Consider the following 12,930-nt stretch of genomic DNA (forward strand, 5'->3'; position numbering starts at 1 on the left):
GTCATGGCTCCAGTCTCTCAAGAGTTGGAGCCTCCGGGAAACCCGGGGCGGTTCAGCATCGACCACGCGGACCGGGTTGTCCTCGGCGATCCAGTCTTCAAGACAAGGCGGAAACAGCGTCGTCTGATCGCGCTCAGCGCCGACAACAAACCGTCCCATGCCCGCCTCCGGTCAACCCGGAGAAGAGTACCATCTTCGGGGTTTTGACACAGCCAGGACCCTTCTCGGACGCTCGGAGGGTCCGCTTCGCGGTAGGTTGGGGGAGCATGACTTACGTCTGGGTCGGGTGGATTTTGGCTGTTCTGCTTCCGTGCCGGAGGGGCAGAATGCCAAAGTTATAGAACAGCCTAGGCTACCGCCATGATCGAAATTGGTGTCGGCACTTCTGGAGCGAGGCTTCTCACAACGCAGTCCCGGCCTTGAGCCTTGGCCTGGTAGAGGGCGGCATCCGCACGATCGAGCGTCGGCTTCAACTCGGTGGCTCCCAGTTCGAACTGAGACACGCCGATGCTCACGGTGAAGCGAATGGATCCGCCATTTGACCCGACGACGAGTGACGCCAGTTCCGCGCGGATCCGCTCGGCAACGTGAGCCGCATCGTCGAGCCCCGTTTCAGGCAGGATGACCCCAAATTCCTCTCCGCCCAAGCGGCCGAAGACATCGCTTGGTCGCAACGTCTGGCCGAGAGACGAAGTGAGAGCCTGAAGCACCGCGTCGCCGCCAGCGTGCCCGTAGGTGTCGTTGACCGACTTGAAGCGATCCGCGTCGATCATCAGCATGGAGGTAGGGCGATCATAGCGACGTCCCCGCGCCAGCTCCGCGAGTGCTCGCTCAGTAAAACTGCGACGATTGAGGGCGCCCGTCAGGGGATCCGTGGTCGCGATGGTGATCAGCTTCTTGGTGTAGTTCGAGATACGGCCGACCATCGGGCGGAAGATACCGACAGCTTCCGCGAGAAGTGTCAAAAGGACAACCACAAGCGAGGCGTTCTGCAGCCACTGCAGCATTTTAAGGCGGCTTCGGCTTGTACGTTCGTGCTCGCTGACGACCCTGTCTAAACCGCTCAAGAGGGGTTCTCGGGCTGCCGCAAACAAGGGCGCGAGAGCGGCGTGGATGTGCGGATCGTCCGAGGCCATGTCGCGAACCGCACGCGCCTTGGCGATGTAGCTTTTGACCTGCTCGTTGAGAGGATCGGCCCCGCCGAAGTACAGCGCCTTCAACTCCGGCGTCGAGGGTTCTGGAAGACCGAGCGTCTCATCACCGGTCATGAGGCGGGCATGCGCGGCGGAGAACCTGTCGATAGTCTCGCCCAAATCGCGGCGTGCATCCGCATCGCCCATCGCCCATTGAGCCGACAGGCTCGCGATGCGCTGGGACAGCATGCGCTGTCGTCCGCTGATATTCACCACCGAGGCGGCGCCTTCATGCTGTTCGAGCACCTGACGCAATGTCAGATGAGAGACGAGTGACATCAGAGCGACGAGTGCAAGGGCGAAGACATATGCAATCGTGAGAGATCGTGTCGAAAACGCACCCATTTTGCTTCCACCTCCGCACGCGCAGCGGATCATCTCAGCGGAAGCTGTGGAAGCGATTAACAGGCTTTCGCCTTACCCGAATAGGCTTGGGATGCGATCTCTGAACGAGAGCAGCTTGGTAGATCGGATGCGGAATGTCTGCTTCCGGCGGGACAGATAACTTCTGCTCCCCACCCTGAGCCGAAATTGCCCGAGGGCTGACGAATGGCCGCTCATAAGAAGCACGCATGGCGAACCAGGCGGCCGGGTTGGGTCGCAAGCCGAACGGTCGCTTTAAGCCGAACGGCCGTTTTAAGGCGGACGGTCTACGACCGAATCGATCGCTAAGCGGCGGTTTGATCGTCGCCGCGAATGTTTTTAAGGGCGGTGCCGGAAATTCTCCCCGGAAACCTCTGTGTAACCCCAAGGTAACCACGGCCATCAAATGGCAGTTCGAACCGCCCAGCGCAGTCTGTTAAGCCTCTGCTCTCGAAGGGAAAAGGCTGGCGACCCCGGTTGGGCTCGAACCAACGACCTGCCGCTTAGAAGGCGGCTGCTCTATCCAGCTGAGCTACGGAGTCGGGGGTGCCAAGCGCCGTAGAAGCCACGGTGCCGGCCCTTGGTCAAGCCGTCGAGGCGGCACACGCTGAGGCGGTCGGTCGACGGGGCCAGGGCGGATGGCCGGCCTTTCGCGTGTCACACCATTGCCCCGGCATTCATCAGGTCGTCCGGATCAAGGGCGTGCTTCAGGGTGGCGATGAGGTCGAGGCGTGCCGGCTCGGCGTAGCGGGCGAGGAGATCGCGCTTGAAGCGGCCGATGCCGTATTCGGCGCTGAAGCTCCCGCCGAGCGCGATGGCGATGGCGTAGAGGTCGTGGGCGATGCCGGCCTCGACCTCGCGGGTGAAGTCGACGCGATCGCGCCCCTTCGGGACCACCAGATTGTAGTGGATGTTGCCGTCGCCGACATGGCCGTAGAACGACAGGCAGACGTCCGGCATGTGCTGCGCCAGGAGGGCGGCCCCTTGAGCGAGGAACGTCGTGAGGCAAGAGACCGGCACGGCGATGTCGTGTTTCACCGATCCGCCGGCATGCTTCTCACCCTCCGGAATCGTCTCGCGCACCGCCCACATGGCGCGTCGCTGACCCTCCGATTGCGCCAGCACCGCATCGGTGACCCAGCCGCGCTCCATCAGGGATTCGAGGCAGCCCAGGAGCAGGTCGTCGAGGGGAATGCGGGCGCTGGACGCGGAGAGTTCGAGCAGCACCGCGCCGCCCTCCCCGGTCTTCAAGCCGATCCCAGACTCGCGCATCTCCGCCACGAGGCCGAGGGACGCGGTCGAGATCAATTCGAAGGTGGAGACCAGATCAGACGTCTCCCGGCGCACGATGGCGGCGATCTCCGGGAGCGGCGCGTCCGCCGCCAGCTCCAGCCACGCGGTGGCGCGCTGGCCCTGGGCCGGCCACAGCTTGAGGACCACGCCCGTGACGATGCCGAGGGTGCCCTCGGCGCCGATGAACACTTGCTTGAGATCGTAGCCGATGTTGTTCTTGCGCAAGGTCCCCATGTCGGAGAACAGCGTGCCGTCGGGGAGCACCACTTCGAGCCCGAGCACGAGATCGCGGGTCATGCCGTAGCGCAGGACCTGAAGCCCGCCCGCATTGGTGCCGAGGTTGCCGCCGAGCCGGCAGCTCCCCTCCGAGCCGAGGCTGAGCGGCAGCAGAAGATCGTTCGCGGCCGCCGCTTTCTGCGCGTCCGCCAGGATCACGCCGGCATCGCAGACCAGACTGAAATTCAGCGGATCGACGGCGCGGATGCGTGTCATCCGCTCCAGGCTGACCACCAGCTGGCGCCGTCCGGGCTCCGGGGTCGCCCCGCCGACATAGCCGGTATTGCCGCCCTGGGGCACGAGGCCGAAGCCGTGATCCTTCGCCAGCCCGACCAGGGCCTGCACCTCCGCCACCGAACGCGGGCGCAGCACCGCCGGTGTCTCGCCCTGCATCAATCCACGGTGGTCGAGGGTGTAGCGTCCGGTCATGTCGGTGCCGGTGAGAACGCCGCCCTCCCCCAGCAAGGCGTGGAACGGCGCGAGGGCGTCGGGAATCGACATCGATCGAAAGTCTCGCGGGGATGGATCGGGCTGAGCCGACCATGTCGCGCCTCGGCGGCGAAGGGAAGCGCTGGCGCCGGTCCGGAGCTTGGATCACCCCCCGAACGTCCGTATCGCACCGTCAAGCCCCGAATCAGCCCGACCGGGGTTCAGGTTCGTGCGTCGAACCGGGCGACCAGGACATTCCACCGCTCGGGCAATGTCTCGCGCATCAGAGGCTCGTACAAGTCCGTCAAGGCGCGGGCGATGCCGGTCAGGATCGGATTGCAGCCGAACCCCAAAAAACCGGGATGGGTCCATAAAGAATTGCGCATGACATCTCCTTTCCGAGACGATGCCACGACCATCATTTCCCGGTTGCCGACCAACATCGGTTGATCTCGAAATAACAATGAATCTGCGTGCCGTTCGTTTCATCGGGTTTCGTCGAATTCGGACGATGCCAGCCGGCGACGGCCGCAAGATCGCCGGCGCCGTGCATTTCGACACACGCATATCCGGCCAGGCTAACACTCAGCGGGTACGGTCTTGTCCGGTCCCCGGTCGGCGAGCGATCTGTCCGATACTTCGGTGAGTCCGCCCTGTCGTGGGTCTCTGGACGCTCCCGTCCCTCCCGCACGCTGTCACGATGGCCAGCGGACGTGACCGATACGGGTTCCGACCGTTGGCTCGCATCCGGCCGAACTGCTAGAGCCGTCTCCGTGGAGACGAAGACGGCTCCGTCGTTGGCGAGGGGCCGCGGCGTCAGGCGTACCGGCTCCGTTTGGCGCGAAAACGCTTCAAGTCTCTGCTGCCGTTCGAGAAGGGGATACGACGATTTCCGACACCATCTGGGCAACCGGCCTCGGCCTCCTTGCCGTTCTCGTCCTCGTGTTCGCCAACGGGTTCTTCGTGGCGGCCGAGTTCGCCCTCGTGTCGGTCCGGCGGAGTCGGGTCGCGGAACTCGTGACGGGTCGTCGTCCCAATGCCCGCGCGCTCCAGCGGGCCACCGACCAGCTCGACGCCTATCTGGCGGCGACGCAGCTCGGCATCACGATTTCGTCCCTGGCGCTGGGCTGGGTCGGCGAACCGGCTTTGGCCCATCTGATCGAGCCGGCGCTGGCCTGGCTGCCGGTCTCCATCAGCGCGGTGGCGGCGCACACCATTGCGGTGGCGATCTCCTTCGTCATCATTACCGCGTTGCACATCGTGCTGGGCGAACTCGCGCCCAAGAGCCTCGCGCTGCAGCGGAGCGAGCGCACCGCGCTTGCGGTGGTTCGCCCGCTCGGCATTTTCCTGTTCGTGTTTCGTCCGGCGATCCTCGTCCTGAACGGTCTCGGCAACGGCATCGTCCGCCTGTTCGGCCTGCAGGCGGGCCACGGCGAGGGCGCCCTGCATTCCACGGCGGAACTCAACCTGCTGGTCCAGGCGAGCCAGGAAGCCGGGCTGATCCAGGAGGTGCAGCAGGAAGCGGTCGAGCGCATCTTCGCCATCAGCGAGCGCAGGGTGCGGGACATCATGACCCCGCGCCACGAGGTCGAATGGGTCGATGCCGGAGACGCGCGTGAAAAGATGCTCGAGGCCGTGCGCGGATGCGACCACGCTCAGGTGGTGGTGAGCCGCGGTCAGGTCGACGAGATCGTCGGCGTGGTGCGCAAGCGCGATCTCCTCGACCAGTTCCTCGACGGCAAGCCGGTCGACGTGCTCGCCGCCACCCAGCCGCCCATCGTCGTGCACGAAAGCATGTCGATCCTGGCCGTGCTCGAAACCTTCCAGAGCCAGCCGGTCCGCATGGCCGTCGTCGTCGACGAGTACGGAAGCCTCGAAGGCATCGTCACCCAGACCGACCTGATGGAGGCGATCGCCGGCAACATCCCGGATGTCGGCGACGAGCCCTCGGTGGTGGAGCGCCAGGACGGGTCGCTGCTGATCGACGGCATGATGCCGGCGGGCTTGGCTTTCGAGCGGCTCGCCTTCGCCGAGCGGCCGGCCACCGACGAATTCACCACGCTCGCCGGGTTCGTGATCTATCGCCTCGGCCGCATCCCCGCCACGGGCGACGCCTTCGAAGCCCACGGCTGGCGCTTCGAGGTGATCGACATGGATGGCCGACGGATCGACAAGGTCATGGCGATCCCGGTGACCTGATACGGCTTCCTGCCAACGACCTCAGTGGGGAATGGCGGAACGGACTCCCTCTCCTTTCAGGAATGGGCACCCGCGCTTGCACTAGACCGAAGAGATCAGCCGGGGACGGCTTGAGGCGAGGCATCGCCGTTCCACCGTAGAGGCTGTTTTAGGCCGGCGTATCGCCCAGGATCGCCGGCGGCCGGACCTTCGGCCCTCTGGTCTTCTTCAGGTCCGATGCCGCATGCGCGGGTCGATGGAAGACCAGACAATCCGGAGTGCGGCGAACCCTGTGCAAATGCAGAAGGCCACCCGAGTGGGGGTGGCCTTCGATCATCGATAGCGTGACGCGATACCGGTCTCGCGCGGTCTCAGGCTTCGGCCTTCTTGCGGGGGCCGCGCTTCTTCTTCTCGGGCGCAGCGGGGGCGGCTTCCACCGGCTCCGGCGCCGGGGCGCTGACGGTCTCCTCGGGGGCCGCCTTCGCGACGCCCTTGCGGCGCTGCTGGCCGAGCCCGAGTGCCCGGGCCAGTTCGGAGCGCTGCTCGGAATAGCTTGCCGAGGTCATCGGATAGTCGGGCGCCAGGCCCCACTTGGCGCGATACTGCTCCGGGGTCAGGCCGCGCAAGGTCAGGTGCCGGCGCAGGGTCTTGTACTGCTTGCCGTCCTCGAAGCTGATCAGATAGTCGGGCGAGATCGAGCGACGAATTTCCGGTGCGGTCGCCTTGGGCGGACCGGCATCGACGGCGGGAGCCCCGATCGCCGACACGCCACGGATCGCCTCGTGCACATCGCTGAGAAGTTTGGGCAGCTCTGCGCTCTGAACGTGGTTGTTGCTCACATAGGCAGAGACGATGTCCGCTGCGAGTGTGATCAAGCGGGCTGCGTCGGTGTCGGTTTCGGTCATGAGGTTCGCGCCGTTATTTGCATGCGGTGGAGATCTGTATGAACGTAAGCTGAGATGTTTTGTCAAGCAAGATGTTGGCGCACGTATCTCGGCTTTTTTCTCGACTAGTTGTGGATTGCTCGATGGTTTTTCACGCAGCGTCAGCTGAAAACGCTCGGATTCGCGCCAGTTGATCAAACATGCGCTGCCGCTACGGCCTTGGCCTTGTCCGGGTTAGACCTGACAGGGACGATCCTTTGCGACATCGACGCGATTTAGGAGAATCACCCTGCGGTGGCCTTCGGTGATCACCGTCCACGCAGGCGAAGCTGTCGGTGTCTCGTCCCGGCTCGAGGGCTTCTCCCTCGCACCCGCAATGCCGGGCCTGCCGAACGGGGCGTCGGACCTGTCGAGATCACCGGGTGCCGGACCTCGACTGCGCTGGACATGTCTCGCAAGCAAAGGTCGATCAAACTTGCTTTAAGTGCCCGGCAATATCTTGAGGATGCAATAAAATTTTTTGTGATGATACCGGCATCGCGCGTGCGCTCTACTGCCTCACCTGTCTTGCCGATGGACAGGGACCGTCGACGGTGGCGTCTCGCGCAGATCCGTAGCACCGTCGACTTGTCTGAGCAGGGTGGCCATCGGCCAAGTGGCTATGGCCGACCACTTGATGGCGACTTGGCTTCGCCCTGGCGCGTCGCGATCAGTCGAGGCCGAGCATCAGCCCGATATTCTGCACCGCTGCGCCCGAGGCGCCCTTGCCGAGATTGTCGAGGCGGGCGACCAGGACGGCCTGACGGTAGGCGTCGCTGCCGAACACGCGCAGTTCGAGGCGGTCGGTGTCGTTGAGGTCTTCCGGTTCGATGCGCTCGAGATGGGCGCCCGTGGTCGCGCCCGGAACGACCTGCACCAGGTCCTCGCCCGCATAATAAGCCACCAGAGCCGCCTCGAGGGCGCCGGCACTCGGCTGGCCGGGAAGCGTGTCGAGATGCAACGGGATACTGACCAGCATGCCCTGGCGGAAGTTGCCGACGGAGGGGATGAAGATCGGCCGCCGGGTCAGCAGGCTGTATGTCTGGGTCTCCGGCAGATGCTTGTGCGCGAAGCCGAGGCCGTAGAGCTGGAACGCGGCGCCCTTCCCGGCCTCATAGGCCTCGATCATGCTCTTGCCGCCGCCGCTATAGCCGCTGACGGCATTGATGCTCACCGGACAATCCGGCGCGATCAGGCCGGCCTCGACCAGGGGGCGCAGCAGGGCAATGGCGCCGGTGGGATAGCAGCCCGGGTTGGCCACCCGCCGCGCGTCGCGGATCGCCTGGGCCTGACCCGGATGCAACTCGGCAAAGCCGTAGACCCAGGCCGGATCGACCCGGTGCGCGGTGCTGGCGTCGAGGATGCGCGGGCCGCCGCCATCGAGGGAATCGGCGAGCGCCACGGTCTCCCGCGCCGCATCGTCGGGCAGGCACAGGACGACGAGGTCGACTTCGGCGAGGAGGGCACGCTTGACCGCCGCATCCTTGCGGCTCTCGTGCGGGATGCTCTTCAGGGTGACGCGGCCCTCGCGGGTGAGCCGCTCGCGGATGCCGAGACCCGTGGTGCCGGCTTCGCCGTCGATGAAGACCGTGGGCTTCTGCCCCGCATCGTGCTCGCTCATGCTTCTCACCTTGATTGTCCTGCGCGGGATCAGGATCCACGACGCGGGATCAGCGCGACGTGGCGGGTGCGCTCCGTCAAGTCAACGCTGTCACCGCGGCATGATACCGCTTGATGACAGTCGTGTTTGTCCAAGGGTGCCAGCAGGTGACGCGGAACACCTGTCCTCACGGTCCTGTTGTGGTCGACACAGACGACGATTCAGCAAGACGACCATTCAGTGAGGCTGTGGGCATGTCGGGAAGCGCGGAAAAAACCGATCCCAAGTTGTGGGACCGCATCAAGACGAAGGTCACCGAATCGGACAAGGGCGGCAAGCCGGGGCAATGGTCGGCACGCAAGGCCCAGGCCGCGACCAAGGCCTACAAGGAGGCCGGCGGCGGCTATGCGGGTGCGAAGTCGAAGGACAACCACCTCAAGCAATGGACCGACGAAGACTGGGATACGAAGTCGGGTGCCAAGAGCGGCGACACCGGCGAGCGCTACCTGCCGAAGAAAGCTCGCGCGGCGGTCTCGGACGACGAGTATGCGCGCACCACCCGGAAAAAGCGCGCCGATACGGCCAAGGGCCGGCAATTCTCGAAGCAGCCTGACGATGTCGCCAAGAAGACTGCCGCGGCGCGCGAAGGAACTAAGAAGACGACGAAGGCGGCGTTGCTCGCCGAGGCCCGAAAGCGAAAGATTCCCGGCCGTTCGACCATGTCGAAGGACGACCTCGAAAAGGCCTTGAGCGCCTGATCAGGCGGCGGTCAATTCGCCCCAGGACGACTTCCAGAGGTTGTGGGAATCGACCACCACGATCTCCATGCCGCCCTCGTTGGCCACATGCACGGCGATGCCGAAGGCCTGGGCCACGGGCAAAGCCCCGGTGGTGCTGAACAGGCGCCCATCGGCGAGCTTGACCTCTCCGACGACGCCTTCTCCCGGCTGGGACAGGACGAGGGTGACGGCACCCGCGATGGGGGCCTGAACGCGCCGGAAGGGTTTTGCCATCGTTGCTGGGTCTCTCGGTATGGATTGTCCGCGCCGCCGTACATGGACGACTGCCGGACTCTGCGCAAAAGAAAAGGGCGGCTGTGACGCCGCCCTTTCCCAAATTTGGATGATCGGAGCGATCAGCGCTTCGAGAACTGGAAGCTGCGGCGAGCCTTCTTGCGGCCGTACTTCTTGCGCTCGACCACGCGGCTGTCGCGGGTGAGGAAACCTTCGCGCTTGAGCGGCGAGCGCAGCTCGGGCTCGTAGTAGGTCAGCGCCTTGGACAGGCCGTGGCGCACGGCGCCGGCCTGACCCGAGAGACCGCCGCCATGCACCGTGACGGTGATGTCGTACTGGTCGACGCGGTTGGCGATGGTGAGCGGCTGGCGCAGGATCATGCGCAGCACCGGACGGGCGAAATACGTCTCGACGGCGCGGCCGTTGACGATGACAGTGCCGTTGCCGGGCTTGATCCAGACGCGGGCGACCGCGTCCTTGCGCTTGCCGGTGGCGTAGGCGCGGCCCTGGGCATCGAGCTTCTGCACGTGGACCGGAGCGGCGTCCTCGGGCGACTCGACGTTGCCGCGGGTGAGGTCGGAGAGGGACTGGAGGGTCGCCATGATCAAGCGCTCACGTTCTTGCGGTTGAGGCTGCCGACGTCGAGCGCCTGCGGCTGCTGGGCGGTGTGGGGATGCTCGGAGCCCTTGTAGACCCGGAGGTTGCCCATGATCTGGCGGAAGAGCGGGCCGCGCGGAAGCATGCGCTCCACGGCCTTCTCGACGACGCGCTCGGGGAACCGGCCGTCGAGGATGAACTTCGCAGTCCGCTCCTTGATGCCGCCCGGATAACCGGTGTGGTGGTAGTACACCTTCTGCTCGCGCTTGCGGCCGGTGAACTTCACCTTCTCGGCGTTGATGACGATGACATTGTCGCCGCAATCGACGTGGGGCGTGTAAGCGGGCTTGTGCTTTCCACGCAGGCGCATCGCGATGATGGTGGCGAGCCGGCCGACGACCAGGCCCTCCGCATCGACGATGATCCACTTCTTGTCGACGTCGGCGGGCTTCAGCGAAAAGGTCTTCATCGCGCTGCTCATCCCGTGGCGTTCCGTGTGATCTGAAAAACGATGCGCCGCCACGTTCGAGGCGCGGCGGCGTTGTCGGGGTCATTAGGGGGTGGCCGGCCCGCCGTCAAGCCCGGATGCGGTTTTGGGCGCCGAAACGGCGAAAACCGCAACAGTTCGAACGGGTTCGATATAGTGGTATCAGGATACCGTGCTTCGTGTCCCTTCTCCCCTCTGCGGGAGAAGGTGGCCCGCGTTGCGGGTCGGATGAGGGGAGCGCCATTTCCGGAAAGGTCGCCCCCTCTCCCGGTCGCTCCGCGACCACCCTCCCCCGCGGAGGGGGAGGGTTTGCGCGCCGCACTTACCGCTCCGGCGGGATCGAATACGTCCCCGTCGCGTGGCAGACGCGGTCGTCCGAATCGGGGGCGGTGATCGCCACCTCGCCCACGGCGAGCCGGCGTCCGAGTTTCATCAGCCGCGCCTCGGCGACGAGTGCGGTCGGCCCGGGCTTGCGCAGGAAATTGAAAGTGAGGCTCGTGGTGACGGCGAGCCCCACCGGGCCGATGTTGGAGAGGATCGCCGCGTAGAGCGCGTAATCGGCGAGCGCCATCATCGCCGGGCCGGAAATCGTGCCGCCGGGGCGCAGGTGGCCCTCGTGAAACTCCATCCGCATGGTGGCGGTGAGCGGGCCGACCGCGACGAGTTCGTAGAGCCCGCCTGCCCGCATCTGCGGAAACTCCCGGTCGAGGAAGGCGATGGTGTCGGCGAGGGTCATGACGGGCATGGACGCCTTGCAGCACGGCGCCCGATGCCCGACAAGTTGCACACCATGCCAGAGCCGACACGCCACGATGCCTATCCGGATGCGCTGATCCGCGCGATCCTCACCCAGACTCGCACGATCGCGCTGGTGGGCGCGTCGGCCAGTCCGGTCCGCCCGAGCCATCTGGTGTGCAAGTACATGCTCTCGCGCGGCTACGGCGTGATCCCGGTCAATCCGGGCCTCGCCGGCCACACCCTGCTCGGCCAGCCGGTCTTCGGCCGGCTCGCCGATCTTCCCGGCCCCGTCGACATGGTCGAGATCTTCCGCAATTCCGACGCGGCCGGCGGCATCGTCGACGCGGCGCTCGCCCTCCCGGTGCTGCCGAAGGTGATCTGGATGCAGCTCGGCGTGCGGGACGATGCGGCGGCCGAACGGGCCGAAGCGGCCGGCGTGACGGTGGTGATGAACCGCTGCCCGAAGATCGAGTTCGGGCGCATCTCCGGCGAGATCGGCTGGATGGGGGTGAACTCCCGGATGCTGAGTTCGAAAAAGCCGATTTTGGCCAAGACTGGTAGCCAGCGGTTTAGCATCGACCCGCGTTGAGGCGCCGACGCGTATTCCTTCTTGTGAAGCTGAGCCGTAAATTTCCGCGGGTACATTTGGGCGGAGGCACGGATCGCCGAACCGCTCCGCTAGGTCGATATGAGCGACATCTCTTGTAATCTCGCTGTAGTTGAGTGGATGGGGTTCTTGCGCTCTCCCTCGATGCGCCGCAAATTAAATGAATGAAGTTATGGTGCAGGATGAGGCCGCCGCCCCGCGGGTTGAGGCGGCGGATTAGGTGGTTGTCATCGAACGATTTCCGAAGATCAAGTTTTCCCGTTAATTCTAGTAAACTATTAATATATTAGTACTGAAACACCTAATATTATCTGTTGGTTTCAAAAGTATATTATAAATATCGAATAAAATAATTATTTGTAAATTATAAAATTAGCGTATATTTAAAATCTTTGTAGATTTAAATCTCATAGCGATTTCTTTTAATGACCAAGCAAAGCCATTGCATTTAAGCCGAGGTTTTTCTAGTCTTTCCAATGGTAGAGCCATGCGAATATCCTTAATTATAGCTATTATCTCTTCGGATAAACTAGATAAATGTATTGGATTGAGTAATTCCATTTGAGAGATTGGGTTCGCTTGTACGTCACATTTTCCGCTAGGGCCAACAATATACAGGACAGATAGATTTACTTCTGGTTTTTCAGAAGAAACCCAAGATATATGATCGTGACACTGACTTATATCCTTCTTAAAATATGTAGCAGGATCGTTTTTATCGGTTTTTAACTCGAGCGCGACGGCGACAGAATTGGTTCTGTCGATCCACAAAACGTCGGGTCCAGTATTGAAGTCATTATCTGGTCTTGATGAGTCAAATCCGAGAAATTCACCCAACGCGCGAACCGCTTCTTCCATTTGAGAAGGGGTACCGCCTTTGAGAGCGTCGAACCGGTTCGTCAGCTTTAATAGCTCCCGGTTAAATGCTTCGCCAGATGATAACCCTACTATACCAAACACAGAGGAGGAGAATGGATCGACTTGATTAGCGCTAACCACCTGATCTTTGTCATGTTTTGGGAGGAATATATTCGTTCCTAGGCGAGCCCGCGCTCGCTGATAAGCGACGTCTGCACTGCCAAAATCACCAGCTTGCTCGTATAGGCCTCCGAGCCAAATATTGTGCCAACCCGCAAGTAAAGGGTCTAATCGACTAACTTTCTCGATGTTCTTTTCGAGGAATATTCGTGCACCATTTTTATCGTTCTCCCATAGCAATGATCCAATCACTGC

13 protein-coding genes and 1 tRNA gene are annotated in these 12,930 nt (G+C 63.2%); 3 read left to right on the forward strand and 11 right to left on the reverse strand.

Annotated features, from left to right (window positions below; translation table 11 throughout):
- Positions 1 to 347 precede the first annotated feature (347 nt).
- The 4 genes from G3T14_RS13070 to G3T14_RS13085 all read right to left on the reverse strand — a co-directional run bounded on the left by G3T14_RS13070 (position 348) and on the right by G3T14_RS13085 (position 3,997).
- Entirely contained in the window at positions 348 to 1,538 is a 1,191-nt protein-coding gene (locus G3T14_RS13070; protein ID WP_163642993.1) for a diguanylate cyclase, read from the reverse strand.
- A 483-nt stretch (positions 1,539 to 2,021) separates the two neighbouring features.
- A tRNA-Arg gene (locus G3T14_RS13075) sits at positions 2,022 to 2,098 on the reverse strand.
- 115 nt (positions 2,099 to 2,213) lie between these two features.
- Positions 2,214 to 3,626, reverse strand: a complete 1,413-nt coding sequence (locus G3T14_RS13080) for an FAD-binding oxidoreductase (RefSeq protein WP_163642994.1) — start codon at positions 3,624 to 3,626, stop codon at positions 2,214 to 2,216.
- A 149-nt stretch (positions 3,627 to 3,775) separates the two neighbouring features.
- Entirely contained in the window at positions 3,776 to 3,997 is a 222-nt protein-coding gene (locus G3T14_RS13085) for a hypothetical protein (protein WP_163642995.1), read from the reverse strand.
- A 445-nt stretch (positions 3,998 to 4,442) separates the two neighbouring features.
- Between G3T14_RS13085 and G3T14_RS13090 the strand changes: the two genes are divergently transcribed.
- Positions 4,443 to 5,753, forward strand: coding sequence for a hemolysin family protein (locus G3T14_RS13090; RefSeq protein WP_163643069.1), 1,311 nt, complete (start codon positions 4,443 to 4,445; stop codon positions 5,751 to 5,753).
- A gap of 350 nt (positions 5,754 to 6,103) precedes the next feature.
- On the opposite strand, the gene G3T14_RS13095 is transcribed toward G3T14_RS13090, so the two are convergent.
- Both G3T14_RS13095 and argC read right to left on the reverse strand, forming a co-directional pair.
- Positions 6,104 to 6,637, reverse strand: coding sequence for a MucR family transcriptional regulator (locus G3T14_RS13095; RefSeq protein ID WP_163642996.1), 534 nt, complete (start codon positions 6,635 to 6,637; stop codon positions 6,104 to 6,106).
- Positions 6,638 to 7,325: 688 nt separating this feature from the next.
- On the reverse strand, positions 7,326 to 8,276 hold the full coding sequence (argC, locus tag G3T14_RS13100; RefSeq protein ID WP_163642997.1) for an N-acetyl-gamma-glutamyl-phosphate reductase: 951 nt from the start codon (positions 8,274 to 8,276) through the stop codon (positions 7,326 to 7,328).
- Positions 8,277 to 8,509: 233 nt separating this feature from the next.
- On the opposite strand from argC, the gene G3T14_RS13105 reads away from it, so the two are divergent.
- On the forward strand, positions 8,510 to 9,013 hold the full coding sequence (locus G3T14_RS13105) for a hypothetical protein (RefSeq protein WP_163642998.1): 504 nt from the start codon (positions 8,510 to 8,512) through the stop codon (positions 9,011 to 9,013).
- On the opposite strand, the gene G3T14_RS13110 is transcribed toward G3T14_RS13105, so the two are convergent.
- The 4 genes from G3T14_RS13110 to G3T14_RS13125 form a co-directional block, all read right to left on the reverse strand.
- Positions 9,014 to 9,268 carry a hypothetical protein gene (locus G3T14_RS13110; RefSeq protein WP_163642999.1) on the reverse strand — a complete coding sequence of 85 codons (255 nt, stop codon included), beginning with the start codon at positions 9,266 to 9,268 and terminating at the stop codon, positions 9,014 to 9,016.
- Positions 9,269 to 9,390: 122 nt separating this feature from the next.
- The gene (gene rpsI, locus G3T14_RS13115; protein ID WP_163643000.1) at positions 9,391 to 9,870 is read right to left on the reverse strand and encodes a 30S ribosomal protein S9; all 480 of its coding nucleotides are present in this window, start codon (positions 9,868 to 9,870) and stop codon (positions 9,391 to 9,393) included.
- Between the two features lie 2 nt (positions 9,871 to 9,872).
- Positions 9,873 to 10,334, reverse strand: coding sequence for a 50S ribosomal protein L13 (gene rplM / locus G3T14_RS13120; protein ID WP_163643070.1), 462 nt, complete (start codon positions 10,332 to 10,334; stop codon positions 9,873 to 9,875).
- A 340-nt stretch (positions 10,335 to 10,674) separates the two neighbouring features.
- Positions 10,675 to 11,097, reverse strand: coding sequence for a PaaI family thioesterase (locus G3T14_RS13125; protein WP_246733324.1), 423 nt, complete (start codon positions 11,095 to 11,097; stop codon positions 10,675 to 10,677).
- Between the two features lie 45 nt (positions 11,098 to 11,142).
- On the opposite strand from G3T14_RS13125, the gene G3T14_RS13130 reads away from it, so the two are divergent.
- The gene (locus tag G3T14_RS13130) at positions 11,143 to 11,679 is read left to right on the forward strand and encodes a CoA-binding protein (RefSeq protein WP_163643001.1); all 537 of its coding nucleotides are present in this window, start codon (positions 11,143 to 11,145) and stop codon (positions 11,677 to 11,679) included.
- Positions 11,680 to 12,069: 390 nt separating this feature from the next.
- Here the strand turns inward: G3T14_RS13130 and G3T14_RS13135 are convergent, their stop codons facing one another.
- A complete protein-coding gene (locus tag G3T14_RS13135; protein WP_163643002.1) occupies positions 12,070 to 12,927 on the reverse strand; it encodes a hypothetical protein in 858 nt (285 codons plus the stop codon).
- Positions 12,928 to 12,930 lie beyond the last annotated feature (3 nt).

This window comes from Methylobacterium sp. BTF04 (assembly GCF_010692745.1).
In the GTDB taxonomy this organism is placed as follows: domain Bacteria; phylum Pseudomonadota; class Alphaproteobacteria; order Rhizobiales; family Beijerinckiaceae; genus Methylobacterium.